A 25,390-nucleotide genomic window follows, 5' to 3' on the forward strand; every position below is an offset into this window, starting at 1 on the left:
TCTGATGTGTGTGAAAGAAAATTGTATTGGCCGCATCACGGCTTGTCATGCGCGTGGCTCATTCCGTCACCGGCGGTTTGTCTTCTGCCGGAGGGGAAGATAGGGTAAAAGATGTCCGGAAAAAAGGATACTGGATGTCTGGAAAACAAGGACACTGGATATCCGGAGGAAAGAAACACAGGATATCCGGAAGGAAGACAAGGTAAAGAAGATGTCGGACTGGAACGGCAGCGGACAACACGGTCACCACTACGAGGCAGCTCGCTCCGAGCCGGAGATTCTGCCTCCGGGCGAGTACCCGCCCGTGGCCCGCGGCTGGTATCCGCCGCCCGAGCAGCAGGCGCCGCAGCCCCGCGCCCGGCGCAGCCACTGGGCCTCCGCACCCGCCACCTACGCTCTGGTCGGCATCAACTGCGCGGTCTTTCTCGCCATGCTGGTCAGCGGCGGCTCGCTCACCGACCCCACGCGCGGCGACTGGCTCTTCGGCCTTACCGCCGGCAACGGCGGCCTCGTCGTCCACGGCCAGTGGTGGCGGCTGCTGACGCCCATCTTCGTCCACTTCGGCTGGATTCACCTGCTCAGCAACATGTGGTGCCTGTGGAACCTCGGCCTGCTCGGCGAGCCGCTGCTGGGGCCGCTCGGCATCGTTGCCGCGTATGTGCTCACCGGCGTGGCCGGCAACCTGCTCAGCACCGCCGTCCATCCACAGCTTCCGGGAGCCGGCGGCATCGTCAGCGCCGGAGCCTCCGGTGCCGTCTTCGGACTCGCCGGAGTCCTCATCGTCATCCTCAAATCGCCCCTGCTGCCCATCCCGCAGTTCGAGCTCAAAAAGCTGCGCCGCAGCGTCATCTACTTCGCGCTCATCAACTTCGTCATCGGCGCAGGCACCTGGATCGCAAGCACCGCGCTGCAGGTCGACAATATGGCCCATCTCGGCGGCTTCCTCAGCGGACTCGCCTTCGGCCTCCCGCTGGTCCCCCGCATCGGCGCGCCGCGCCAGACCTTCGAGCGACGCCGTACGCTCGCCGTCGTCGGAATGAGCTTCGTGCTCCTTCTGCTGACCTTCGGCGTGTATTCTTACTACCGCTGACGCAGGTGGAAGCCTCGAAACACGCCCCTGGGCAGGGCTGCTTCTGAATAAGCCGGAATGTCGCTGGAAGATGAGGAAGGAACAGACCGGCCGGGGGAGTGGTCTGGCAGGCCCTGTGGGTGTGAGCCTGCCCCTCAATACCTGTAAAACCGGGGGATAACTGCTTCTTTAGTCCGGTAATAATTGCTTTTGCATCAAACGATCAGCGAACAGCCGTAGCGGCAAATTTCCTGACCATCGCCAGAAGCAGCTTCCGGTCGCTGTCGTTCAGATTCGAGGAGTACCGCCGAATCTGCGTCAGGAAGCGGAGCTCATCATCGCTCAGCTTCTGTGTATTCAGCTCCCTGCCCAGCGTATCCTCGGCAAAAAACTGAGCCAGTGGTAAATCCAGCGCATGCGCGATCTTCGCCAGCGTATCAAGCGATGGAACCGTATGACCGTTCTCTACCCTCGACAGGTAACACCGCAAAAGCCCGGTGCGCTTCTCAATGTCTCCCTGTGACAACCCCTTCTGCAATCGATAACCGCGAATCGTCGTTCCAATTTTCATAGACGCTCTCTATCGTCCACACTTTCCCCTGTACACTGCAAGGCAGAATTGTACGCAATGTTGGCTGCATAGTTAACATGTGCAGAAAACGATGCGCAAGTTCTTTCTTAAATCAGTGGTAACTCAAAAGATAGAACTCAGGTAATGGGAGGAATCAAATAAGATTCGCTTCCTCCCATAATGGGACAGTTCCCAATCCGACAACATGGTTACGGCCTCCGCTCCTGCACAAAAAGCGGCTCATCCGCTCCTGTACATCCTTCGCACCGGCAGGCCTGATGCCGCCGGTATCATTCGGGTTCCCGAAGGCATGCCCGGCGCCGGAACCGATCTTCCCATTCATCCGGCGGGCTGGTGACTTCGGCGCTCTCTCGAAGGCGGGCACGCCGTCGGGAGTAATCCTTCCGTCCTGTCCCACGAAGTTACCGAGGATAGCCGCATGGGTATTGCTGAGGGCGCTACGGCTCCCGCCACGCGTCGGAAACGGCCTGGCGGCCTGCGCTACCAGGTATCTCCGCCCGCCGGCGGAGGCCAGCAGCCGAAGATCTGCCGCAGCAGAACGATGCGCCCCAGGTGATAGGTGTTGTGAGCCGCCAGGCTCTCCATCTGCTCCAGCGCCGGACAGGTCCGCGGATCGATCCCCGGGCGCGTCGGGCACACCACCCTCGCCGCCATCTTCTGCGCATCGCCGGCCAGCTCTGCCGCGCGCTCCGTGCCCGCAAGAAAACGGTGGCACAGGGTCTCCCACGGCTCCCCGCCGTCCGCAGGCGGAAAGCCCTCGGCCGCATGCCCGGGAAAGGGCACCGCATCGCCCTCGATCCATTTCAGGCTGATCTCCTGCCAGAAGGCCAGGTGCCACACCTCTTCGTAGATCGTGTGCGGCGCTCCCGCGAGGCAACGGTGCGTCGTGGCCTCGTCGAGCGCCTCGAGAATCCTCTCCGGCGCAGCGGCCACTCCATTGCCGATCAGTGTCTTCTGAAGCTCGTTCATGGTCTTCTGCGGCTCGTTCATCACGTTGTGTGCCTCCATATTCGCTGCCGCCCGGAGCTGCGCACATCCGGAACCGGAAAATTCACATCGGCGTACAGGCACGACCACAACTTCTCCACGCAGGTGCCCGTGCTTCCTTATCGTGCCAGAGCGCAGCGCAGGATGCGAACCAGCAAAAGCTTCGCCGCATTCCGCACCCGGTGCACGACCAGCCGGAAGCTCGCCGTCACGGTCTGGAACGAGCTCTACCGCACGCATGCCTTCGACAACGCCGCCGGACTCGCCTTCTTCTCCCTGCTCTCTCTGATCCCGCTGCTCATCGTCATGGGCTCGCTGATGTCGTACCTGCCCATTCCCCATCTCTTTCAGCAGCTGCTTCACCTCATGGCGACGCTCGTGCCGCGCGACTCCTTCAGCATGGTCGAGAAGATCGTCGCCGGCTTTCTCACGCCCGGCCACACCCGCATCCTCTCACTCGGTATTCTCGGCTATCTCTGGTCCTCCACCGGAGCCTTCACCTCGCTCATCACCGCGCTCGACATCGCCTACGACGTCGAGGCCTCGCGTCCCTGGTGGCGCGACCGCCTGCAGGCTCTGCTGCTGGCCTTCACCAGCGGCGGCCTCATCCTCATCAGCCTTCTTGTTCTGGTGGCCGGGCCGCACTTCGGACACTTCCTGGCCGCCATCTTCCCGCTGCCGCGCTCGCTCGGCCGGCTGTGGCCGGGGCTGCGCATGCTGATCACCGTCATCACCTTTCTGGCGGCTCTTGAGCTGGTCTATTTTCTCGGACCCAATACGCGGCAGAGCTTCTTCGAGACGCTTCCCGGCGCGGCTCTCGCCATCGGCGTCTGGTTTCCCGGCTCCGTCGGTCTCACGTTTTATCTCGACCACTTCACGCACTACAACATCGCCTACGGATCGCTGGGCGCGGTCATCAGCCTGATGCTGTGGCTCTACATCACGTCGCTCGCCGTGCTCACCGGGGCCGAGCTCAATGCGGAGCGGCGCAAGCAGCTTTGCCTGCCGCGCAGGCCGCTGCCCTGACGAAACGCCGTCAGCGTGAATCCCTGGTGTCTCTGCTCAGTGCTGCTGCTCGTCGAGCATCGCATCGGCGCTGGTGACCGACTGCGCATAGAGCGGCTCGATGCCCTCCGAGACGATATTCGCCTCCGTGCAGCGCCGCTCGCACTCCTGCCACCGGCCCTGCTCGAAGTCGGCGAGAATCGCCAGCGGCAGCGCATGCCCGTTGTTGGCGCCGAGCAGCGCCTGCCTGGCCGGCTCATCGAGCGGCAGACCCTCCACCAGCTGCTCCATCGGAATGCGCAGCAGCGCCGGCATCAGCGAGAGCATGCCGATCAGATACTGCTCGTCGGGGTTCTGCCCCGTCATCGGCGCCAGCAGCTCGCAGAAGCAGGCCCGCTGCAGCGCCAGCGACACCACCGCCCGCGACCGCGGCGTCGGCTCGCCCGCCAGCGCAATCGTCACCAGCTTGCGGAACTCCATCTCGCCCGCCAGCAGGATCGCGCTGCGCACCGAGGTCACTTTATTCCGCTGCCCGTAGCGTGCCGAATTCACCATCCGCAGTAGCCGGTAGCAGAGCGAAGCCTCCTGCATCACCACCCGCTCGATCTCCCGCAGGCGCAGCGGAACATGGCACAGCTCGCTGAGCAGCCGCAGATACAGCGTCCGGTCCTGCGGAATCCGCTTCGTCTCGAGCATGGCCGGCCGCGCAAAGAAATATCCCTGAAAAAAGGTGCACCCTTCATGGCGCGCCTGCTGCAGCTCCTGCTCGTCCTCGATCTTCTCCGCAACCAGCCGCACCCGTCTGCGGCTCGCGAGCTCATATACACGCCGCCGGGCGGCCGCATCGCAGGCCCGGAAATCCACCTTCACAAAATCCGCGAGCTCGAGCAGCGGCAGCCGCGCATCGTCCGGCGCAAAGTCGTCGAGCGCGAGGCGGTAGCCGGCATCCCGCAGATCCCGGCAGGCCTCCATCACCTCTCCGTCCGGAACCACCGACTCCAGCACCTCCAGCACCGTGCTCTGCGCCGGCAGCAGCGTCACCAGCTGCTCGACCAGCGTCTCGCGCGTGCAGTTGATAAAGGCCACCGGCTGCTCCACGGGGGAGCGGTAGGCCATGCCCAGCATGGTGTCGAGCACCTGGCGGCTCGCTGCGTCCGGATCGCCGCGAAACAGGTTCTCCGGCCCGGAGCGATAGAGAATCTCGTAGCCGTAGAGGTTCAGACTGGCATCGAAAATAGGCTGCCGCGCCACCAGGCGGGAGCGGCTCTCCTCAGCCTCTGCTCCCCGGCCGCCATCCACACCACCGATCATTGCCTGGGACAGGGTCATGCCGGAGTTATCGGCGGGTTCATCCTGAAAAATGAGAGAAAAGCAGAGGCCGCGGATGCACCGCATCCCTTTCCGGAGCAGCACAGCTTCCCGCGACGGCGCAGGCCGCGCTCGCCCCCGGCCCTGCCTGGCTGGCCAGCATCCCACGGCCGGTCCCGCTCAGCCGGCCACAGTCCCTGTCAGGACGGTCCGTCCTCAGCCCATGTACATGCCGCCATTCACGTCCAGCACATGGCCCGTGATGTAGGAAGCCTCGTCGGAGGCCAGAAACCGCACCGCCGCGGCGATATCCTCATCCGTTCCCGGACGCGCCAGCGGAATACGCCCCAGCATCGCCTCGCGCTGCTTCTCGTCGAGCACCGCCGTCATCGCCGTCTCGATGTACCCCGGCGCGACGGCATTGGCGGTAATACCCCGCGAAGCCAGCTCCCGCGCCACGGACTTCGTGAAGCCGATCAGCCCCGCCTTGCTCGCCGCGTAATTCGCCTGGCCCGCCTGGCCGGTCTCGCCCACTACGCTCGAGATATTGATGATCCGCCCCCAGCGCGCCTTCATCATCGAGCTGATCAGCGCCTGGGTCAGCAGAAAGGTGCCCGTCAGGTTTGTCGTGATCACCGCGTCCCAGTCCGCGCGCTTCATGCGCAGCAGCAGCGTGTCTTTGGTGATGCCCGCATTGTTGACCAGAATCTCCACGCTGCCGAAGTGCGCGACCGCCGCCTTCGCCGCGGCTTTGATCGACTCCTCGCTCGCCAGGTCCAGCGCAAAGGCCTGCGCCGTGCCGCCGGCCGCGGCGATCTCCGCCGCCACTTCGCTCAGCTTCGCCTCGTTGCGCGCCGCCAGCGCCACCTTCGCTCCGGCTCTGGCCAGCGCAATCGCACAGGCCCTTCCAATTCCCTGCGACGCTCCGGTAACGAGCGCCGTTCTGCCTTCCAGTGATGCCATTTTGACAGGGTACCTTAACAGGGCGCAGATCTCAGGGATCAGAGCACAGGAACAGCAAAACCGCTTCCTCGCTCGATGGCGCTTTTATTTTGTGCAGGATTTTTCGTTTTCACAGGCAACGCTCGACAGGAGATGATGTCTCGCCCTGCGCCCTGCGCCCTGCGCCCTGCGCCCTGCGCCCTGCGCCCTGCGCCCTGCGCCCTGCGCCCTGCGCCCTGCGCCCTGCCTCTACGGCGCCGCCGGCACCGGAGCCCCCGCGGTCCGCACTCCCGGAGCGGGCAGGCTCTCGAGCGACCACACATACACCACCAGCTGGCGGCTGTAATGCAGCAGCGGCTCCTCGGCCGGCAGCCGGATGCCGTGCGCCAGCGGCAGCTCGTTGATCTCGAAATCCGCCTCCGCCTCTTCGAGCGTCCAGGGCAGGTGGTGAATGTTGCCGCGAAAGATCTTGCCCCGCGGATCGGCCGTGTACAGCGCGTAGCGCTCGGTCAGAAACTGCTCGATCGCCCGCTTCGGATGCTGCCGTCCCAGACTGCGGTAGGTCGCCCGGAAGCCTGCCCGCGGCTGCGTCATCTTCCGCTCGCTCGTGTAGCGAAACTCGTTTCCCGCGCGCGTTCCGGTGCCCGTCTCCTCGATGCGCATCCTGGCCCAGTAATACGGCAGCCGGTAAATGGTCCGCGCAAAGGCCACGGCCAGCAGGCTCGCCGCATCAAGCGAGAAAAAGTACACGCCCGCCCGATTCGAGTTCCGCTCCCGCACATAGGTGCGCAGGTTCAGCTCGGGAAAGCGGCTCGCGCCCGGCACCGGCGGCACGCCGCGCATCCGCACCTGGTCCATCCAGAACGGCACCACGCCGACCCAGGCGGTGCCGTCGAAGGTATCCACCACCAGCTCCGGCGGCAGCAGGTGCACCAGTTCCGCCGCCGGCACCGGCCAGTGCGCAAAAAGAAGATCGTTCCAGCGCTGGGTCATCGCCCAGGGAGATCGCGGCAAGGGCCAGGGCCGATGTCCGGTCGTCGAAAGAATATCGTTCATTCGCACGCCTGAATCCCTATGGTAATCGCTTCTCTCCCTCTCAACCGGCCCGGCAATCCGCAGCGCAATACCGTATCCTGTTCCCGATGCCCGAAACGCAATCCGTCCCCGCCGCTCCCGCCGCGGAAGAACAGCCGCGCAATCAGACCGAAGTCTTCGCCGTCCACGGAGCCGACCCCGAAGTCCTCGCCTACGCCATGGCGAAGTACTCCCGCTCCTCTCTTTCGATGAAGGATTCCCTCCGCGAGATCAGCAGCCAGCGCGCCGAGCAGTTCCTCAACACCTTCTACTTCCAGTACGGCCACCGCTCCATCGCCGACCTCGCCCACATCGCCTTCGCCGTCGAGCGCCTCTCCCTGCTGGCCGCCATCGTGCTCGTCGACGAGCAGCGCTGGGACGGTCAGGAGCGCTCCACCCGCTACCAGAACTTCCGCAAAAGCGGCTGGTATATGCCCGGCTTCGGCACCGATACCGTCTCGGCCACCCTCTTTCGCGAGACCATCGAGCATCTCTTCACCTCGTACCACTCCGTCTCCGAAGGCGTCTTCGCCGCGCTGAAGCAGCAGACGGCAAAGCCCGATGAGATGAAGCCCGAGGCCTTCGACCGCACCCTCAAAGCCCGCGCCTTCGACGTCGCCCGCTATCTGCTGCCGCTCGCCACCAACACCTCGCTCGGCCAGATCGTCAACGCCCGCACCCTCGAGACCCAGGTCTCGCGCCTGCTGTCCAGCCCCTTCGCCGAGATCCGCCAGCTCGGCGAGCAGTTGCGCGCCGCCGCGGCCGGTCCCGCCTGGAATGTCCACGCCGAAGAGCTGGCCAGCCTGCAGCGCGAGATCGCCGCCCTCGACCCCGCCCTCGGCGAGCGCGCCGCCGCATTGCTCACGCGCGAGGTAAAGACCGCACCCACGCTGGTGAAATACGCCGCGCCCAATGACTACGCCCTCCACACCCGCCAGGAGCTGGCCCAGGCCGCCTCCGGGCTCATGAAGCAGGAGCGCATCCAGGCCGCTCCGCTCGTCGACCTCATCGAAGAGAGCGCCGCCTCCGGGAGCGCGCCGCTCGAGATCGACATCGCCACCACGCTGCTCTACGGCCAGTGCCACTATCCGTACCGTCAGATCCGCAGCCACGTCGAGGCGCTCAGCGAGCCGCGCCGCAACGAGATCCTCGCCCTCGGCACGCGCAGCCGGGGCCGCCACGACGAGCTGCTCCGCGAGTTCTCCTCCGGCCAGGCCCTCCGCTTCGACATCCTCATGGACATCGGCGGCTTCCGCGACATGCACCGCCACCGCCGCTGCGTGCAGATCCTGCAGAGCTTCACCTGCGATCACGGCTACGCCGTCCCCGAAGGCATCGCCGAGGCCGGACTGCAGCCTGTTTATGAGACCGCCGTGCAGACCGCGCAGCGTGCCTACGCGACGCTCTCCCAGGCAAGTGCGCCCGAGGCTGCAGCCTCCGCGCAGTACCTGCTCCCGCTCGGCACCCGCAACCGCGCCCTCTTCAAAATGGATTTCGCCGAAGCCCTCTACATCTCCGAGCTGCGCTCCCAGCCCCAGGGCCACTTCTCCTACCGCCGCGTCGCCTGGGAGATGTACCAGGCCGTGCGCAAAGCCCACCCCGTTCTGGCCGAGTACTTCCGCGTCTCGGATGTAAACGAGCCGGTGGACCTGCTGAAGCGATAGCCTTTCTTCCGCCCCGCCCGTCATTCGTGCTGTCTGAGCCCCTGATTTCGCAAAAGAGACGCGGTTCAAAAAAAGTCACGGTGCGGGCGCTCCACCCGAAGCATCCGCACCGTGATCTACGCCACACAGTCCCGGTCACGATCCCGCCATGACCCGGACCGGCGGTTTCCTTACCAGCTGAAGTTCAGGTTCACATCCGGCAGTACCGGCGTTCCCTCCATCCGCACCCCGTCCAGCGTGCGCGGATCGAGTCCCAGAGCCTTCAGAATCGTCGGAGCCACCTGTGCCGTCGCCACGCCGGAGAAGACCGTGTGCGGACGAAACGCAGGGTTCGAGAGCAGCAGCATCACGTTGGTGTCGTCATGCGAGAAGCCGCCGTGCTCGGAGAGCTTCGCCGTGCTGCCCGTGTAGGTAACGCCGACATTCGGCGTCACGATGATGTCCGGTGTGCGCGGGTCTCCATTCGGAGCCAGCCCCGGCGTGTTGTAGTTCAGCGCCAGCGACGGGCCATAGTAAATCTGCCCGATGCCCGCCTTCGCCGCGCTCCCTTCGAGCGTATCGACCGCCGCCTGGGTGTTGGCCCCGTTGATCAGCCACAGCAGCGAAACGTCGTCCTCCGTCGCTCCAATGCCCGTCGGATTCAGCGGCGACTCGGAGGTAGGCAGCAGACTGGCGATCAGCGTCGCCGGCGTTGTGCCGTTGTTGCCGCTGTGTCCCGGAATCGGGAAATAGCGGTTCGGGTCGATCGGCGACTGGCCGTGCTTGGCCGTAATCACCACCAGCGTCGACTCGTACAGCCCGCGGTCCTTCAGCTCCTGCACCATCTCGCCGATCGAGTCGTCCACGAATTCGATCTCGCTCAGCAGCGATGCCGTCGGCGTGCCCTGCGCGTCCTTGTAGCCGCCCGTGGCCACATTGGCCTCGATCAGCTTCTCGCCCACGCTCACCGCCTGGAAGTTCATGCCGAGGATCGTCGGAACCCGCGCGGCATGGCCGTTATGGTTTTTGCCTTCGATCTCCCGCACCACGGCGTTGACCTTCAGCGTGTCGTAGCACTGGATGTTCTGGAAGCTGTCGGTCCACGCGCCGGTCTGCGAGCTGTCGGGAATCGTCGAGCAGGCGATGCCCGAAGGCGTCGTCACGCCCGGCAGCGCCACCACCGTCGAGTTGATCTCCGGAGAGTAATAGTCGTCGAGCGACGTGCCGCCCGGACCGGATACCGAAGAGTACGACGGATGCTTGTCCGACCACGCCGTGTAGCCGCCCGCCGCATGAATCACGCCGAAGATCGTGTTCGTCCGCACAAAGTTCCAGGGATACACCGGCGCGCAGCCCGTCTTCGGGTCGCGATCCAGGCGCTGCACATCGATCGACGCGATCCCTCCGTCCGTCAGCCCCGCCCCCGGAGCTCCGCCGTTCAGCTTCGTCTGATCGATATCGATGCCTTCATCGAACTCCGTCGTCGATCCCGTCGGCGCACCGCCCGCTTTACACGTTCCGCTGGCAACGCCGTTTCCCGTCGTCACCGCCGGCGCGTCCAGCGACCGGTCATAGGCCACGTCGTAATACACGCCCATCGTCCGCGGCGTCGCGCCGGAGACGATCGTCATCAGCCCCGGAAACGAATCCGAAGGCTTCGACGTGCTGGCCGCCGTGTAGTTCACGCCCGTCGAGCCCAGCGCCGCCAGGCTGGGACAGTAGGGCTGCCCGCTGTTCACTCCCGCAATGCCCTGCGTGCAGTTCAGGTAATCCACTGCATGCATGCCATCGATGCTGATCAGAAGCACGTGACGAATCTGGCTGCGCTCCCAGTCGTGATCCTGATCACGGTCCTGGGCCATGGCGCCCGCCAGAGCAAAGACAGTCAGAAACATAAGTAACTGAGCTGTTTTCTTCATAGTTACCTCCTGGGAAAAGGACCTTAGCAGCGGGAAATGACGAATCGCATCGCTCGCTCATGAAATAAGGGTGAATTACACCCGCGCCATGTCTCCATCATTTCTGGGGGATTTCCCCGCACCTCGACGCCGGAACGCCCCCGGCACAAACCCATTGCGGACCGGATTTCCTCAGTGCCTGAGCGGCCTTTTCCGGCCCAAAATGGCAAAAGCGCTGGACTTGCCGGCGGGGTAAACATTACTATGGTTTTTGATTTTTCTTCGCCCCTCTGAAGTTCGTGCTAAGATTCCCTCAAACTCGCGCCAACCACTCAGAATCACGCGCCGGAGCACCTCCGGAGTGTGCGTTTTGAGGCGCGTTCACCGACTGGAGAAGCAACGTGGCAGATGACCGTCAGCGCGCCGTGGAACTGGCGCTTTCGCAGATTGAGAAGCAGTTCGGCAAGGGCTCCATCATGCGCCTCGGCAGCAAAGAGGCGGTGGTGCCCATCTCGACCATCTCCACCGGATCGATCTCCTTTGACGCCGCGCTCGGCGTCGGCGGCGTGCCCCGCGGCCGCGTCATCGAAATCTTCGGGCCGGAGTCGTCGGGCAAAACCACCATCACCCTCCAGATCATCGCCGAAGCCCAGAAGGCCGGCGGCATGGCGGCCTTCGTCGACGCCGAGCATGCGCTCGACCCGCAGTACGCCAAAAAACTGGGCGTCGATGTCGATAACCTCCTCGTCTCGCAGCCCGACTACGGCGAACAGGCCCTTGAGATCACCGAAGCCCTCGTCCGCTCCGGAGCCATCGACGTCCTCGTCGTCGACTCGGTCGCCGCGCTCGTTCCCAAGGCCGAGCTCGACGGTGAAATGGGCGACTCGCACGTCGGCCTGCAGGCCCGTTTGATGTCGCAGGCGCTGCGCAAGCTCACCGGAACGGTCTCCAAATCGCGCACCTGCCTGATCTTCATCAACCAGATCCGCGAGAAGATCGGCGTCATGTTCGGCAACCCGGAGACGACCACCGGCGGCCGCGCCCTCAAGTTCTACTCCTCGGTCCGCGTCGATATCCGCCGCATCGCCGCCGTCAAGGAAGGCGACACCGTCGTCGGCGCCCGCACCAGGGTCAAGATCGTCAAGAACAAGGTGGCCGCGCCCTTCCGCGAGGCCGAGTTCGACATCCTCTACGGCGAAGGCATCTCGCGCGAAGGCGATGTGCTCGATCTGGCCGTGAACAACAACATCGTCGAGAAGTCCGGCGCCTGGTACAGCTACTCCGGCGAGCGCATCGGACAGGGCCGCGAAAACGTCCGCACCTTCCTCAAGGACAACAAGGACACCTTCGCCAGGATCGACACGCAGCTCCGCCAGAAGCTCGGCATCACCGGCGCGAATGTTCCTCCCGCCGAAGTCCCGGCCGTTCCCGTCAACGGCGCCGCCGTTGCCCAGGAAGCCGTGCGCCCGGCACGCCGCCAGTAACAGCGGCGGTACATCGCCTCAAACCCAAATGGCCGCATAAGGCGGCCATTTGGGTTTGGACCACACCGGGTCAACGGAAGAAAAATCATTTCGACGAACAAGGCCGGTTTCTGCCGCTGCCTGTTCCTCTACAATGGCCAAGGCGTGAATACCGTAAAAGCGATCTACCCCGGCAGCTTCGATCCCGTCACGAACGGGCATCTTGACCTGATCGCGCGCGGCGCAAAAATCTTCGACCATGTCGTCGTGGCCATCCTGAAAAACGCCACCAAAAATCCGCTCTTCACCGTCGAGGAGCGCGTCGAGATGCTCACCGAGGCCGTCACCGGATTCGACAACGTCTCCATCGCCACCTTCGATGGCCTCCTCGTCGACTTCGCCCGCCAGCAGCAGGCGCAGGCCGTCCTGCGCGGCATTCGCGCCATCAGCGACTACGAGTACGAGCTGCAGATGGCCCACATGAACCGCCGCCTGGCCCGCGAGCTCGAGACCATCTTCCTCATGCCCGACGCCCGCTACTCCTTCGTCAGCTCCCGCCTCGTCAAGGAAGTCTTCGAGCTGGGCGGCTCCGTCGAAGGCCTGGTCCCGCCCTTCGTCATTCGCCGGCTCAAGGTGCGCGTCGCCGACCACAACGGCAGCCACGAAGCCGCCTCCAGCACTTCAAACCCTTAACCGCGTCCCGCTCTCCGCAGCGGCAGGAGATTCCGGCAGCCTTCAGGCAGCCGTGGCCTGGGTGCGGCCGGCGCGTTCCTCTTCGGCCCACTCCCCGTCGATCTTCAGCAGATTGAGAATCGGTGTGGTGCACATCGTCGTCACCAGAGCCATCACCACCATCATGGTGAACAGCGTGGGAGAAAACGCGCCCACGTTATAGGCGATGTTCAGCACGATCAGCTCCACCAGCCCGCGCGTATTCAGCAGCGCGCCCAGGGCGATCGCGTTTCGCCATGACTGCCCGGTCCATCGCGCGGCGGCAATGGCTCCGCCCATCTTGCCGATGATCGCGCCCAGCAGCACAATGCCTGCCCAGTACCACATCGAGATGTGGTTCAGCAGATCCAGCCGCGTGCGCAGGCCGGTCATCGCAAAGAACAGCGGCAGCAGCAGAACCGAGGTGATCGCGTCGAGCTGCGTGCGAATCGACTGCTGCCAGCCCTCCACGCGCGGGAAGCACACCCCGGCCAGGAACGCTCCAAACAGAGGATGAATGCCGAGCCACTCCGTCGCCGCCGCGGAAAGCAGCGTTCCGGCAATGGCAATCCCCAGCACTTCGAGCGACAGCTCCCGTTTCTTCTTCCGCCGCACCGCCCACGACGCCAGAGGCCGCACCACGCCCAGCATCAGCAGCAGGTAGCCTCCCAGCGCGGCCAGCCGCACCGGCAGCGACGACGAGCCGCCATCGGCGCCCAGCAGCGCCATCGCCAGAGCCAGCAGCAGCCACGCCGTCACGTCGTCCACCGCCGCGCACAGAATCGCCGTCGTGCCCAGCGAGGTGCCCTGCAGCCTGCGCTCTTCCACAATGCGCGCCAGCACCGGAAACGCCGTAATGCTCATCGAGATGCCCAGAAAGAGCACGAAGGGCATGCTGCCGATCCCATGCGGCGCAAAGCGGATGCGCAGCGAATGCGCCAGCACGGCCGCCATGATGAACGGAACAAGGATGCTCGTGCCGCTCGCCACCACCGCCGTCTTCCGCTGCCGGATCAGCTGATCGTAGTCCAGCTCCATTCCCACCACGAACAGGAACAGAATCAGCCCCACCGTCGACAAAATATCCATCGCATGGAACGAGGAGGCAGGAAACAGCGCCGCCGACAGATGCGGAGACAGCCGCCCCAGCACCGACGGCCCGAGCACGATGCCGCCGATGATCTCGCCGATCACCCGCGCCTGGTGCAGTCTGCGCGCCACCCATCCGCACGCAAGAGTGACCACCAGCACGACCGCCATTTGCATCAGCAGCAGGGTCATCCGATACCTCTGTTCCCCGATGAAATTTCGATGGAATGAATTTCGACAGAATCTGAGATGCGGGGGCTTTCATTCCTGACCCGATCATGCCCGCGGAGCTTTTATTATCTCTTTACTCCGTCCTTACAGCCAGGCGGCTATGCTTTTTTCAGCCCGCACGCGGAGCGATTCCATCTCCACGCTGCGGCAAAATCTGGAAAAATAAGGACATGACGACGACCGCCGCCAGAACCTTCTCCGAGCGCATCGGACGCATCGAAATCTCCGCCACCATGGCCGTCACCGCCGAGGCGGCCAGGCTGCGCTCGCAGGGCGCGAAGCTCTCTGATTTCGGTGCCGGCGAGCCGCACTTCCCCACCCCGCGTCATATCAAGGACGCGGCCATCGCCGCCATCGACGGGAATTTCACCCGCTACACCACCGTCTCCGGAATTCCTGAAGTGCGCCAGGCCATCGTCAACCGCCACGCCTGCGACTTCGGCTCGAACTACGCACCCGACGAAACGGTCTTCACCACGGGCGGCAAGCTCGCGCTCTTCAATGCCGTGCAGGTCCTCATCGATCACGGCGACGAGGTCATCCTGCCCGTCCCCTACTGGGTCTCGTTTAAGGACATCGTGCAGTACGCCGGCGGCCAGGCCGTCCTGCTCGAAACCCGCGAAGAAGAGAACTTCCGCATCACCGCCGATGCCATCGAAGCCGCCATCACGCCGCGCACCAAAGCGATCATTCTCAACTCGCCCTCGAACCCCGCCGGCTCCGTTGTCTCGCCCGCCGACCTCGAGCGCATCGTGAAGCTGGCGCAGGAGCGCGGCCTCTGGCTGCTGCTCGATGAGTGCTACGTCTATCTGTCCTACACCGGCGCGCTGATCAGCGGCGGCTCGTTCCCTGACGCGAAGGAGAACATCGTCGTCCTCGGCTCGCTCTCGAAGACCTACGCCATGACCGGCTGGCGCGCCGGCTTCGCGCTCGGCCCCAAAGCCGTCATCGCCGCCATGAGCAAGTTGCAGAGCCAGTCCACCTCATCCACGGCGTCGTTCGTACAGAAGGCCGCCGTCGCCGCGCTCAACGGATCGCAGGAGTGCGTCTGCGAGATGCGCGCCGGCTATCTTCGTCTGCGCGACCGCATGCTCACCCGTATGGCGGAGATCCCAGGCATCACCTGCACGCGGCCCGACGGAGCCTTTTACGTCTACCCCAACATCTCGGCCTACCTCGGCAGGCCCGGCGCAAACGACACGATGGAGCTGGCAAAGCGCCTGCTGCACGAAGCGCACGTCGTCACCGTGCCCGGCGAGGCCTTCGGCACCGCCGAACACCTCCGCCTCTCGTATGCGGTCACACAGGACACCATCGAGGAAGGCCTCGACCGCATGAAGGACTTCTTCGCCAAGCTGTAGATGGGAACTCGGGGGGCAGGTTTCAGCCTGCTGTCCAGTCCTCGATTTTCAATCCTTCAATTCGTCGAAACGCCGCATCATTCGTCACCAGCACACAATCCTCTGCCAGCACATGTGCGGCTATCATGATGTCCATATCGTCCATGGGCTGTCCGGTACGTTCCAGGTCTGCTCGCACAGTGGCATAATATTCTGCCGCGGCAGATGTCCAGGGGAGAATGGCAATTTTGCGCAGCAGAGCATGAACGGAGATAGCAAGGACATGGGCTTCCGGCCGCCGCTCCAGTCCGAAGAGTAATTCCGCTTCGGAGATCACGGAGATTTTCATCATCTCAAGAGCTGTGGAAGCAAATCTGAGGCTCAGCCGCGAAGAGTAGTTCCGCACCACATAGCTGCATGCGTTTGTATCCAGCAGATAGTGACTCATTTGAAGGGGTCACGCCTGCGCGGGTCGTGCCAGGGACGGTCTTCCATAAAACCTTCAAACTCCTCCGGAGCCTGGGCCTGTAACCGGGCGACGAACTCCAGAAACTCTTTTCCGGTTTCTGCCTTTTGTAACGGCTGCGAGAGAATCACATCTCCGGTGATCTCGTCCCGGCGAATCTCGACCTCCTCCGTCCCTTCAAACCGGAACTCCGCCGGCAGGCGCACCGCCTGGCTGCGGCCATTGCGAAAGAGTTTGGCTGTTCTGATCGTCATTATGCCCTCCGCATCCCTGGCGCTCTTTGGTATATACCATGATATATCACAGGCAGCCAAACTGTTACCCTGAAGAAGATGAAGATCACCCTTCGCGGCATTCTCTTTGACATGGACGGCGTCCTCGTCAGCTCCATCGGATCGGTCGAGCGCAGCTGGACCAAATGGGCGGCGATGCGCGGCATCGACCCCGCCTTCGCCATCCACACCGCGCACGGCCGCCGCGCCATTGAGAGCGTCCGCTTCCTGCGCCCCGATCTCGACGACGACGCCGAGCTGAAGATCATCGAAGACTTCGAGGTCGCCGACGCCGAAGACGTCAACATTCTCGACGGCGTTCGCGAGATCATCACCGCTCTCCCGCAGAAGTACTGGACCGTCGTCACCTCCGCTACCGAACGCCTCGCGCGCAGCCGCATGGCGCACGGCGGCGTGCCCGTGCCCGAACGCATCGTCACCGCCGACATGGTCACGTACGGCAAGCCCAATCCCGAGCCCTACCTGCGCGGAGCTGAAATCCTCGGCGTGCCGCCCTCCGAGTGCCTCGTCATCGAAGACGCCGCCTCCGGCGCAAAGGCCGGCCACGCCGCCGGATGCAAAGTGCTGGCGACGCTCTTCTCGCATTCGCTCGAAAGCCTCACCGCCGCCGACTGGATCGTGCCCTCGCTCAAAGACGTGCGTGTGCGCGTGATCGGCGACGCGGTCGAGGTGGAGTTCGAGCCCGTCGAGCGCGAAATTGCCGTTGCCGCCGACAGCGCTCTGCGCGGATGATGCCTGCATGGCTCTCCGCGTTGAATATGCGCATCAGCGAAAGATGCGCACCCGCAACACGCGCCGTTACCGCGCCGCGCACTGGCCCATCTGGATCTGGGTCTTCTTTCTCGCGCCCGGCCCGCTGACCTTCGATCTCTTCGCGCGCGGCGGCAGCGCCGGAAACCTCATCTGGCTCGCAGCGGTGCTCCTCTTTACCGGAATCGCAGCCCTGCGCGGCAAACTTCCCGGAGCCGAGCCCGCGCCTTATATCCTGCGCTTCACCGAAGACCGTCCCAACCCGCTCTACCGCAGAGTCTGCTACACCTTCGCCTGGAACGCGCTGCTCAACTTCGCGCTGCTCAACCTCGCCGGTCTCGCCGTCGCCGCCGTCTCCGGCAAGTGGTATCTGAAGCAGATCTACGCCCACGGATACACGCCGCTCTGCATTGTCATTCTGCTGCTCGGATTATTCGGAGTTTTACCGCGCGTGCGCCGCTCAACCCAGGGCGAAGGCTGGGAGCGCCGCTACTTTTACGGAACCGTCTGGTCCGTTACTGCCGCGCAGACCGTACTGCTGCTGCTCTGGAAGGCGCTGCCGAAGAATCACATCACCGACATCGTGAAGCTCGCCGTCTACTGCGCCGTGCTCGCCGGAATGGCTCTGCTGGCGGCGCGCGGAGTCCTGCCCCGCACGCGCCCCATCCTGCCCGGAGAGACCGTGGTGGCCGATTAACCAGCGATCTTCCGAACCCACATAAAGCTGCTCGCTGATGGCTGACAGCTAATGGCCAATCGCTGCCTTTACAGGTTCCCCCGCTCCGCCTGCTCCCGCTCGATCGCTTCAAACAAGGCTCTGAAGTTGCCTTTACCGAAGCTCCGGCTGCCCTTGCGCTGAATGATCTCGTAAAACAGCGTCGGACGATCCTCGACCGGCCGCGTGAAGATCTGCAGCATGTAGCCCTCATCGTCGCGGTCGACCAGAACGCCCAGCTTCTCCAGCTCTTCGATCGGCTCGTCGATCCGGCCCACCCGCTTCTCCAGATCGCTGTAGTAGCTGTGCGGCACCCTCAGAAAGCCGACGCCCTGCTCCTGCAGCTTCGACACCGTCGAGAGAATGTCATCGGTCGCCAGCGCAATGTGCTGCACGCCCGGCCCGTGGTAGAACTCCAGATACTCCTCCACCTGCGACTTGCGGCGTCCCTCCGCCGGCTCGTTGATGGGGAACTTCACGCGCCCGTTGCCGTTCGCCATCACCTTCGACATCAGCGCCGAGTACTCCGTCGAGATGTCCTTGTCGTCGAAGTGCTGATAGAGCGAGAAGCCCATCGCATCGGCATAAAAATCCACCCAGCGATTCATCTCGTTCCATCCCACATTGCCCACCATGTGATCGACGTACAACAGACCGGTCGGCCGCGCGGCCCTGTCCTCCGGCTCCGTGCGAAAGCCCGGCATGAATACGCCGCTGTAGCCGCTTCGTTCGACAAAGGTGTGAATCGTATCGCCGTACGTGGCAATCGACGCCAGCTTCACCACGCCCTGCGCATCGCGCAGCTCATACGGTTCGCGCACGCTGCGCGCGCCGCGCCGCGTCGTCTCCTTCCACGCCTGCTTCGCGTCATCCACCCACAGCGCCACATCGCGCACACCATCGCCATGCACGCGCACGTGCTCGGCAATCTCTCCATCGGCACGCAGCGAGGTGGTCAGCACAAACCGGATCTTCCCCTGCTGCAGCACATACGAGGCGCGGTCGCGTACCCCGGTCTCCGGACCGGCGTAAGCCACCAGTTTCATACCAAAGGCAAGACGATAAAAGTAAGCCGCCTGGCGGGCATTGCCTGCGTAAAACTCAACGTAATCGGTGCCGTTCAGCGGAAGAAAGTCTTTCTGCGTAACCACTTCCGGGTGCATCAGTGTTGCCATACAGCGTTAACTCCAGGTGTTCGGTGCGCTCCTTGAAACAGCTCAGGCCGCAGTCCGACTCATCACCATATACCCGTACGCGCTCAGTTGACCAGACCCCGTATCGAAAGTGAGTCGGCCTGATACAAAGGCGGAAATTGGCGTCCCGAAATGGCCTGTTTTGCGGCAAAATCCGCATCGCCGGCGCAGCGTTCTCCACATGTCAGCCGGCACGGAGAGAACATCCGTCGCCTCGTGCCCGTATCCTCAGAGAAGGACTCTGTACCGCTTGCTCACTCCTCTCGAAACCGACCCATCGCTCTTTGAGCCGGATCAGCTGGCGCGACGCATCGATGCGCTCGATGAGCTGGACTTCCTCATCGGAAGCCTCGGCTCCGCGCCGTCCAATACATCGATTCATGCCCGCGCCATCGCGCTCCGCGCGCGCATCGAAGCCGCCAATGCGGCGCTGTACGCCTCCATCCGCCAGGAGATTCAGCATGGCGCGCAGCCTCACGCCGTGCTGCGCTGGATTCACTCCGGCAGCGCGCCCGAGCGTCCTGCGCCGGATCTCAACCCTGCTCCTGGCCTTTCTTACGACCGCCGCGACGAGATCGTAAGCGGAATCCTCGAGCTTCAGGAGCCTGCGCACGCTGACCACTCTCTCGACTCGGAGATGGTCTTCTACCAGCCCACGCCCGTGCGCCACATTCTCGCTCTGATCGCCGCAGGCGCTCTCGGCGAAGACGATCTCCTCGTCGATCTCGGATCAGGACTCGGCCACGTATCCCTGCTCGCTTCCATCCTTTCCGGCTGCAGCAGCCTCGGCATCGAAGTGGATGGCTCGTACGTGGCCAGCGCGCAGGCATGCGCCCGAATCCTTTGCCTGAGCCGTGTCCGCTTCATCGAAGGCGATGCGCGCACGGCCGACCTCTCCGGCGGCACCGTCTATTATCTGTACACGCCCTTCACCGGCTCCATGCTGTCCGACGTGCTCGGCAGACTGCGCAGCGAAGGCACAAAGCGGGCCTTCAGGGTCTGCACGCTTGGCCCCTGCACTTCCGCCGTTGCGCAGGAGCCCTGGCTGACGGCCGCCTCCGCTCCGGACAGCGAGCAGATCACCGTCTTTCGCACGCGCTCCTGAGGCGAGCGCAGGCACAACACAAAGCTCACTTCAGGGTGCTCCCACAGCACACTATGCCGTACTCCTTAAAACGTTGTATCCGGCAGGGCAACATAACATCAGATGTTTAGCTCGCCGACTTGAGCCTGAGACGCGGAGAAGCGCGGCGAGCCACATTCAGAAACTGGTTCAGGGAGAACGTATGTCGAAACTGAAGGACAAAGTGGCACTGGTTACCGGCGCTTCCCGCGGCATTGGCGCGGCCATCGCAAAACGCCTCGCAGCAGAGGGCGCGAACGTCGCCATCACTTACGCAAAAGATGCAGCCGCGGCTGCGGCCGTCGTGAAGGCCGTCGAGAGCGCGGGCCGCAAGGCCTTTGCCGTGCAGGCCGACGCCGCCGATGCCGAGGCGGTGAAATTCGCCGTCGAGCAGACCGTGAAGACATTCGGCCGCATCGACATCCTGGTGAACAATGCGGGCACCGCGATTCCGAAGCCCTTCGAAGACACTCCCTTTGAAGAGCTCGACCGCATGATCGGCGTCAATCTGCGCGGGGTCTTCGCCGCCACCCAGGCTGCGCTGAAGCACATGCCGGACGGCGGCCGCATCATCTCCATCGGCTCCTGCGTCGGCGAGCGCATCATGACTCCGGGCCTTACCGCATACGCCGCCACCAAGGGCGCAGTGAAGATGTTCACCCAGGGGCTTGCGCGCGAGGTGGGACGCCGCGGCATCACGGTCAACAATATTCAGCCTGGCCCCATCGACACCGACCTCAATCCCGCATCCGGCGACTGGGCCGCGCCGCAGATCGCCAACACCGCTCTCAATCGCTACGGACACGTCGATGAGGTCGCCGCGCTGGTGGCCTTCGTCGCCGGCCCGGAGGCGGCGTACATCACCGGCGCAAACCTCACCATCGACGGCGGAACCAACGCCTGAGCCTTCGCCGCACCGGTCGCTCCTTCACGCATCATGCGCCGCAAAGAACATCTTCGGCGTATCCCGTGAAGGAGCGGTCAGCCGCGGCAGAAGCTGTAAAGAGGAGGAGCCATGTTCGACCTGAAGAATAAGACGGCGCTGGTGACCGGCGCCTCACGCGGCATTGGACGAGCCACGGCGCTCGCTCTCGCCGCCGCAGGAGCCCGCGTGCTCGTTCACTATGGACGCTCCGCGCAGGCGGCGGAAGCCGTCGTCTCCGCAATCCGCGCGAATGGCGGTGAGGCCGAGGCTCTGGGTACGGACCTGTCCGCGCCGGAAGCCGCATTCACGCTCGCCGAAAAGGTGCGCGCCCTGGCAGGCGGGCGGCTGGATGTGCTCGTGCTCAATGCGGGCGTCAGCAAATCGGCCCGGCTGGAGGCATACACCGCCGCCGATCTCGACCATCTCTTCGTCACCAATGTATACGGGCCTTTCTTTCTGGTGCAGCAGCTTGTGCCGCTGCTGGGCGAGGGAGCAAGCATCATTGCGGTCACATCCATCGTGGCGCGTATGATCGCCGGCACGCCCGCGCTCGAGAACCCCTCGATCCTTGCCTATGCATCGACGAAGGGCGCGCTGGAGACACTGGTGAAGAACTGGGCGGCCATTCTTGGACCGCGCGGCATTCGTGTCAATGCAGTGGCTCCGGGCATCATCGACACGGACATGTCGAGCTTCACCAAAACCGAGGCCGGCCGCGAAACCGCTCTCTCCATACAGGCGCTCAAACGCATCGGCCAGCCCGGCGACGTCGCCGACGTCATCGCCTTTCTCGCGTCCGACGCAGCCCGCTGGATCACCGGGGCCAGCATTCCCGCCGATGGAGGCTCGAAGCTCTGAGTGAATCAGACAGCGTAAACCGCGCCCGCGGCCTTTGAGATGCTCCATCGCCGCGTCTGCGCCGCCGCCGCCGCACAGACGGCTCTATTCGTCCTTCAGCGCCAGCGTGATCTTCCGGCTGTCGCCGCCCGTCGAGGTCATCACGATCTCGCCCTGGCTGCGCTTCACGACGCTGGGAAACTTCTCGCCCCACTCCACCAGCACGATGCTGTCCGCAGCGCTCAGCTCATCCAGCCCCAGCGAGTCGAGCTGTCGCTCGTTCTCAATGCGATAGAGATCGAGGTGGTACAGCATCACTGGCCAGCCCCTGCCGTCCTTCGCCGGATGCTCCTCCCACGTCCCCTCATACTCGTGAATCAGCGTAAAGGTGGGGCTCGTCACCTCGTCCGGCTCGGCCGCGTGCAGCGCCTCGGCAATGCCCTTCACCAGCGTGGTCTTGCCGGCTCCCAGATCGCCGCGCAGGATAAGGAACTTCGGCGGAGCCAGCAGCTTCGCAATCTGATGACCGACGCGAATCGTCTCCTGGCTGCTGTGGCTTTCGAACTCGCGGACCTTCATCTCTGCTGCCTGGGTCATCGTTTGCCTGCCCCTCTTCCCGGTAATCCTTCGATCCAAACATATCCTGCGCTGTCATACGCGCGGAAGTGAAAAGCTCGAAAAAGGTGACCTATGGTGTCGGTGGCCAGCAGCGTGTGCTCGTCCTGCTCGCGCACCGCAAAATCCGCCGCCAGCCCGTGCAGATACACCGCGGCCTCGACGGCCTCAGCCGGGCGATCCGCATGCTGCGCCAGCATCGCCGCGACAATTCCGGTCAGAATATCGCCGCTTCCGCCCTTCGCCATTCCCGGATTCCCCGTCGTATTCACGGCCATCTCGCCACCGGGATGCGCAATCAGCGTCCGCCAGCCCTTCAGCACCAGCGTGATCTGATGCCGCTGCGCAAACTCGCGCGCCAGCGGCTCGCGGTTCGTCTGCACCTCTTTCGTGCTGATCCCCGCCAGCCGCGCCATCTCGCCCGGATGCGGCGTCATCACCACGGTCCGCCTGCGCCCACTGGACCCGCTCAACTTCTTCATCGTTTCCGGATGCTTCGCCAGAAGATTCAGCGCATCCGCATCGATCACCAGCGGCACATCGGTCTTTTCGATCAGTCCCAGCAGGAACTCCTCCGTCGACGGCTCCTCGCCTATGCCCGGCCCCACGGCAATCACCGTCCGCCGTTTGGTCAGCACCTCAAAAGCCTCCGGCTCCAGATTCGCGCGGTCGATCTCGCCCTTCGCGCCCTGCTTCAGCGGAATGGTCATCAGCTCCGGCGCAACACCGGCCACCATCGGCAGAATCGACTCCGGAATCGCCGCCGTCACCAGCCCCGCGCCCGTGCGCAGCGCCGCCAGCGAGGCCATCGCCGCCGCACCCGACTTGCCCCACGCTCCGGCCACGATCAGCGCATGACCATACAGGCCTTTATTCGCATCCGCCGTCCGGGGAGCCTCCGCGATCCGCTTCGCCGCGCCCGCCCAGCGCAGCCGCGGTCGCTCCTGCGCCCCGTTCTGCGTCAGGCTCGACGCAATCGCCTCCTCGGGAGACCCGATCGGCGCCACCACAATCGGCCCGTACGCGCTGCCTGTCAGGTTGCCGCAGACGTGCGCCGTCTTCGGCGCGGTAAAGGTCACCACCGCATCCGCCCGGAAGGCTCCCTCCGCCGAAAACTCCCGCGAGTCGGCATCCCATCCCGAAGGCAGATCGACCGCTGCCACCGGCATCTGCAGCACATTCACCCGGTCCCGCAGCACCGCAGCCGTTCCCCGCAGCGGCGGCTGAAAGCCGGTACCCACAACCGCGTCCACAATCAAATCCGCTTCAGCGAGCAGCCGCGCAATCACCGGCGAATCGATCGTCGCTCCATCCGCAACCACTACCGGCACAATGCCCATCTCGTCGTATGCCGACTTCGCATCTCCCTTCAGATCCGCCGGATCGCCCAGCAGCAGCACCCGCACCTCGCGGCCGGCCTCCTTCAGCGCTCGCGCCGCCACACATCCGTCGCCGCCGTTGTTGCCCCGTCCGCACAGAACCGTGATCTTCCGCGCCCCGGCATACTCGCGCTCCACAAAGCGCGCCACGGCATGGCCTGCATGGCGCATCAGATCGAACGAGGGTACGCCATACGTCTCGGCCGTCGCGCGATCGGTCGCGCGCATCTCCGCTGCGGTAAGAACGTTCATTACGATTAGGATGCCATCCTCCTCTCCAAAAGAAAAACGGCCTTCGCAATCGAAGGCCGTCTCGCGTTGAAAAGAAGCTCTGGCTACTGATTCAGACCCGTGCTCGCCGTCGGCGCGGAGTCCACCGGCTGTTTCGCGGCGAAGTAGCTGTGATCCCACAGATTGCGGTAGAAGTATCCGGTCAGCTCGGCGGCGCGCGGGCCAAAGGTCGGCCGGCCGCCTTCGAGGAAGAAGACCGTCACGATGCGCCCATACTGCGTATCGGCGTAGGAGGCAAACCAGCCGAAGCGGGTACCGTTGTCCGAGCAGGTCCCCGTCTTGCCCATCACCGGAAACTGCCGGAAACTGGCGCGCAGCGAGCGGGCCGTTCCGTACTGCACGGCGGCCTGCATCCCGTCCTGAACCTCAGGAATGATCGGCGCGATATTCAGAGTGCGCTTGATGCGCGGCTGAAAGTCCGCAACCTCCTGCGGCGTGGTGGGATGCTGCAGATAATAGAGCGTGCCGCCGTTGGCGATGGCCGAGACCAGCGCGCCCAGCTGCAGCGGCGTCATCGAAACGCTCTCGCCGAAGGAGCACATGCGGCCTACGCCGCCTTCGGACTCCGGCAGCGGCTGATCGGGGTAGATGCCAAGCTGCTCGCCGGGAATGTTGTAGCCGGCCAGCTCGCCAAGGCCGAACTCATTGGCGTAGTGCTTCACCCGCTCAAAGCCCAGACGGCGTCCCAGCGTCTCGAAGTAAAGATTGTTGGAGTGCGCCAGCGCCTCGGTCAGGTTCAGGTGGTACGAGCCGCCCAGGTTCACCGGCGTGTCTTTGGTGATGACGCCCTCTTCGAGAGCGGCCAGGGCCACGGAGAGCTTGATCGTTGAGCAGGGCTCGGCGCCGCTTGAGAGCGCCAGCTTCTGGTTCACCATCGCCAGAATCCGTCCATTGCTCGGGTCGATCGCGACCACCGTGCCGTTCATGTTGCCCAGGGCATCGATCGCCGCCTGGCGGACCACCGGGTCCTCGCCGGTCGTGATGTCGCCCGCCGTCAGATCGTCGGCCGCGTAGGAGCTGGCCGTGAAGCGCTCATAATAACGATGACGCACCCGGAGGCTGGCATGCCGCAGCCGGGCCGTGTGGACGCCGCGTGTCTCGACCAGCGTCGCGCTGCGCAGATGCGCGGTACGGCGGACGTGGCGCACGGAAGTCAGATGGCGGCGGGCCGTCACCGACTCCTGCACATGCGCATGTCTGTGATGCACCACATGGCGGGCAGACGCCGTGGTATCGGCGGCGGCGGCGGGCACGGAAAGCGCCACGGCCAGCAGCACCGTAAGAATGGACGCGAAGAAAACAAGGACAGAACGCTTCATTGGTGTTCCCATCTCGAAAACCCTGTAACCATCCCCGGCACCATTCCGGTCACGCTCTGCTCCATCATGCCTGCAGAATCGGCCCAGGGGGAGTCTTTGTTGTGGTACCGGCTCCGGAATTCCGTAAGCCGT

Annotated in this window: 24 protein-coding genes; 11 read left to right on the plus strand and 13 right to left on the minus strand. The window is 64.1% G+C overall.

Annotated features, from left to right (window positions below):
• The first annotated feature begins 211 nt into the window (after positions 1-211).
• The gene (locus D0Y96_RS17800; protein WP_117302576.1) at positions 212-1,090 is read left to right on the plus strand and encodes a rhomboid family intramembrane serine protease; all 879 of its coding nucleotides are present in this window, start codon (positions 212-214) and stop codon (positions 1,088-1,090) included.
• A gap of 202 nt (positions 1,091-1,292) precedes the next feature.
• Here the strand turns inward: D0Y96_RS17800 and D0Y96_RS17805 are convergent, their stop codons facing one another.
• Positions 1,293-1,640, minus strand: coding sequence for a helix-turn-helix domain-containing protein (locus D0Y96_RS17805; RefSeq protein WP_117302578.1), 348 nt, complete (start codon positions 1,638-1,640; stop codon positions 1,293-1,295).
• Positions 1,641-2,141: 501 nt separating this feature from the next.
• Positions 2,142-2,669, minus strand: a complete 528-nt coding sequence (locus tag D0Y96_RS17810; RefSeq protein WP_158562465.1) for a DinB family protein — start codon at positions 2,667-2,669, stop codon at positions 2,142-2,144.
• A gap of 123 nt (positions 2,670-2,792) precedes the next feature.
• Between D0Y96_RS17810 and D0Y96_RS17815 the strand changes: the two genes are divergently transcribed.
• The gene (locus D0Y96_RS17815) at positions 2,793-3,674 is read left to right on the plus strand and encodes a YihY/virulence factor BrkB family protein (protein WP_158562466.1); all 882 of its coding nucleotides are present in this window, start codon (positions 2,793-2,795) and stop codon (positions 3,672-3,674) included.
• Between the two features lie 36 nt (positions 3,675-3,710).
• Here the strand turns inward: D0Y96_RS17815 and D0Y96_RS17820 are convergent, their stop codons facing one another.
• From D0Y96_RS17820 to D0Y96_RS17830, 3 genes are all read right to left on the minus strand, one after another.
• A complete protein-coding gene (locus D0Y96_RS17820; protein WP_158562467.1) occupies positions 3,711-4,982 on the minus strand; it encodes an EAL and HDOD domain-containing protein in 1,272 nt (423 codons plus the stop codon).
• Positions 4,983-5,177: 195 nt separating this feature from the next.
• Positions 5,178-5,924, minus strand: a complete 747-nt coding sequence (fabG, locus tag D0Y96_RS17825; protein WP_117302585.1) for a 3-oxoacyl-[acyl-carrier-protein] reductase — start codon at positions 5,922-5,924, stop codon at positions 5,178-5,180.
• 228 nt (positions 5,925-6,152) lie between these two features.
• A complete protein-coding gene (locus D0Y96_RS17830; protein WP_117302587.1) occupies positions 6,153-6,959 on the minus strand; it encodes a YqjF family protein in 807 nt (268 codons plus the stop codon).
• A gap of 86 nt (positions 6,960-7,045) precedes the next feature.
• Here D0Y96_RS17830 and D0Y96_RS17835 point away from each other — a divergent pair, with 86 nt between their 5' ends.
• The gene (locus tag D0Y96_RS17835; protein WP_117302589.1) at positions 7,046-8,641 is read left to right on the plus strand and encodes an FAD-dependent thymidylate synthase; all 1,596 of its coding nucleotides are present in this window, start codon (positions 7,046-7,048) and stop codon (positions 8,639-8,641) included.
• A 170-nt stretch (positions 8,642-8,811) separates the two neighbouring features.
• Here the strand turns inward: D0Y96_RS17835 and D0Y96_RS17840 are convergent, their stop codons facing one another.
• The gene (locus D0Y96_RS17840) at positions 8,812-10,539 is read right to left on the minus strand and encodes an alkaline phosphatase family protein (protein ID WP_252263900.1); all 1,728 of its coding nucleotides are present in this window, start codon (positions 10,537-10,539) and stop codon (positions 8,812-8,814) included.
• Positions 10,540-10,919: 380 nt separating this feature from the next.
• On the opposite strand from D0Y96_RS17840, the gene recA reads away from it, so the two are divergent.
• Both recA and coaD read left to right on the plus strand, forming a co-directional pair.
• Positions 10,920-12,002, plus strand: coding sequence for a recombinase RecA (gene recA, locus D0Y96_RS17845; protein ID WP_117302592.1), 1,083 nt, complete (start codon positions 10,920-10,922; stop codon positions 12,000-12,002).
• 144 nt (positions 12,003-12,146) lie between these two features.
• Entirely contained in the window at positions 12,147-12,674 is a 528-nt protein-coding gene (gene coaD / locus D0Y96_RS17850) for a pantetheine-phosphate adenylyltransferase (RefSeq protein WP_117302594.1), read from the plus strand.
• 42 nt (positions 12,675-12,716) lie between these two features.
• On the opposite strand, the gene D0Y96_RS17855 is transcribed toward coaD, so the two are convergent.
• On the minus strand, positions 12,717-13,973 hold the full coding sequence (locus D0Y96_RS17855) for a cation:proton antiporter (protein WP_117302596.1): 1,257 nt from the start codon (positions 13,971-13,973) through the stop codon (positions 12,717-12,719).
• A gap of 209 nt (positions 13,974-14,182) precedes the next feature.
• Between D0Y96_RS17855 and D0Y96_RS17860 the strand changes: the two genes are divergently transcribed.
• Positions 14,183-15,373, plus strand: a complete 1,191-nt coding sequence (locus tag D0Y96_RS17860; protein ID WP_117302598.1) for a pyridoxal phosphate-dependent aminotransferase — start codon at positions 14,183-14,185, stop codon at positions 15,371-15,373.
• 22 nt (positions 15,374-15,395) lie between these two features.
• Here D0Y96_RS17860 and D0Y96_RS17865 read toward each other — a convergent pair whose 3' ends face one another.
• A complete protein-coding gene (locus D0Y96_RS17865) occupies positions 15,396-15,800 on the minus strand; it encodes a type II toxin-antitoxin system VapC family toxin (RefSeq protein WP_117302600.1) in 405 nt (134 codons plus the stop codon).
• A complete protein-coding gene (locus tag D0Y96_RS17870; RefSeq protein ID WP_117302602.1) occupies positions 15,797-16,072 on the minus strand; it encodes an antitoxin in 276 nt (91 codons plus the stop codon). Before D0Y96_RS17870 ends, D0Y96_RS17865 begins: the two co-directional genes overlap by 4 nt.
• A 78-nt stretch (positions 16,073-16,150) precedes the next feature.
• Between D0Y96_RS17870 and D0Y96_RS17875 the strand changes: the two genes are divergently transcribed.
• Complete coding sequence (locus D0Y96_RS17875) at positions 16,151-16,843, plus strand: HAD-IA family hydrolase (protein WP_117302604.1); 693 nt, start codon at positions 16,151-16,153, stop codon at positions 16,841-16,843.
• 7 nt (positions 16,844-16,850) lie between these two features.
• Positions 16,851-17,558: a hypothetical protein gene (locus D0Y96_RS17880; RefSeq protein WP_117302764.1), complete on the plus strand. Its 708-nt coding sequence runs from the start codon at positions 16,851-16,853 to the stop codon at positions 17,556-17,558.
• 68 nt (positions 17,559-17,626) lie between these two features.
• Here D0Y96_RS17880 and hppD read toward each other — a convergent pair whose 3' ends face one another.
• On the minus strand, positions 17,627-18,751 hold the full coding sequence (gene hppD / locus D0Y96_RS17885; RefSeq protein ID WP_117302606.1) for a 4-hydroxyphenylpyruvate dioxygenase: 1,125 nt from the start codon (positions 18,749-18,751) through the stop codon (positions 17,627-17,629).
• A gap of 268 nt (positions 18,752-19,019) precedes the next feature.
• On the opposite strand from hppD, the gene D0Y96_RS17890 reads away from it, so the two are divergent.
• The 3 genes from D0Y96_RS17890 (at position 19,020) to D0Y96_RS17900 (ending at position 21,675) form a co-directional block, all read left to right on the plus strand.
• The gene (locus D0Y96_RS17890) at positions 19,020-19,874 is read left to right on the plus strand and encodes a hypothetical protein (RefSeq protein WP_158562469.1); all 855 of its coding nucleotides are present in this window, start codon (positions 19,020-19,022) and stop codon (positions 19,872-19,874) included.
• 181 nt (positions 19,875-20,055) lie between these two features.
• Positions 20,056-20,796, plus strand: a complete 741-nt coding sequence (locus D0Y96_RS17895; RefSeq protein ID WP_117302610.1) for a 3-oxoacyl-ACP reductase family protein — start codon at positions 20,056-20,058, stop codon at positions 20,794-20,796.
• A 111-nt stretch (positions 20,797-20,907) separates the two neighbouring features.
• Positions 20,908-21,675 carry an SDR family NAD(P)-dependent oxidoreductase gene (locus D0Y96_RS17900; protein WP_117302612.1) on the plus strand — a complete coding sequence of 256 codons (768 nt, stop codon included), beginning with the start codon at positions 20,908-20,910 and terminating at the stop codon, positions 21,673-21,675.
• Between the two features lie 84 nt (positions 21,676-21,759).
• Here D0Y96_RS17900 and tsaE read toward each other — a convergent pair whose 3' ends face one another.
• The 3 genes from tsaE to D0Y96_RS17915 form a co-directional block, all read right to left on the minus strand.
• The gene (gene tsaE / locus D0Y96_RS17905) at positions 21,760-22,251 is read right to left on the minus strand and encodes a tRNA (adenosine(37)-N6)-threonylcarbamoyltransferase complex ATPase subunit type 1 TsaE (protein ID WP_252263901.1); all 492 of its coding nucleotides are present in this window, start codon (positions 22,249-22,251) and stop codon (positions 21,760-21,762) included.
• On the minus strand, positions 22,248-23,900 hold the full coding sequence (locus tag D0Y96_RS17910; protein WP_117302615.1) for an NAD(P)H-hydrate dehydratase: 1,653 nt from the start codon (positions 23,898-23,900) through the stop codon (positions 22,248-22,250). Before D0Y96_RS17910 ends, tsaE begins: the two co-directional genes overlap by 4 nt.
• Positions 23,901-23,983: 83 nt before the next feature.
• Positions 23,984-25,258 carry a penicillin-binding transpeptidase domain-containing protein gene (locus D0Y96_RS17915; protein WP_117302617.1) on the minus strand — a complete coding sequence of 425 codons (1,275 nt, stop codon included), beginning with the start codon at positions 25,256-25,258 and terminating at the stop codon, positions 23,984-23,986.
• Positions 25,259-25,390: the final 132 nt, after the last annotated feature.

The sequence above is a fragment of the Paracidobacterium acidisoli genome (genome assembly GCF_003428625.2).
GTDB classification, from domain to species: Bacteria; Acidobacteriota; Terriglobia; order Terriglobales; family Acidobacteriaceae; genus Paracidobacterium; species Paracidobacterium acidisoli.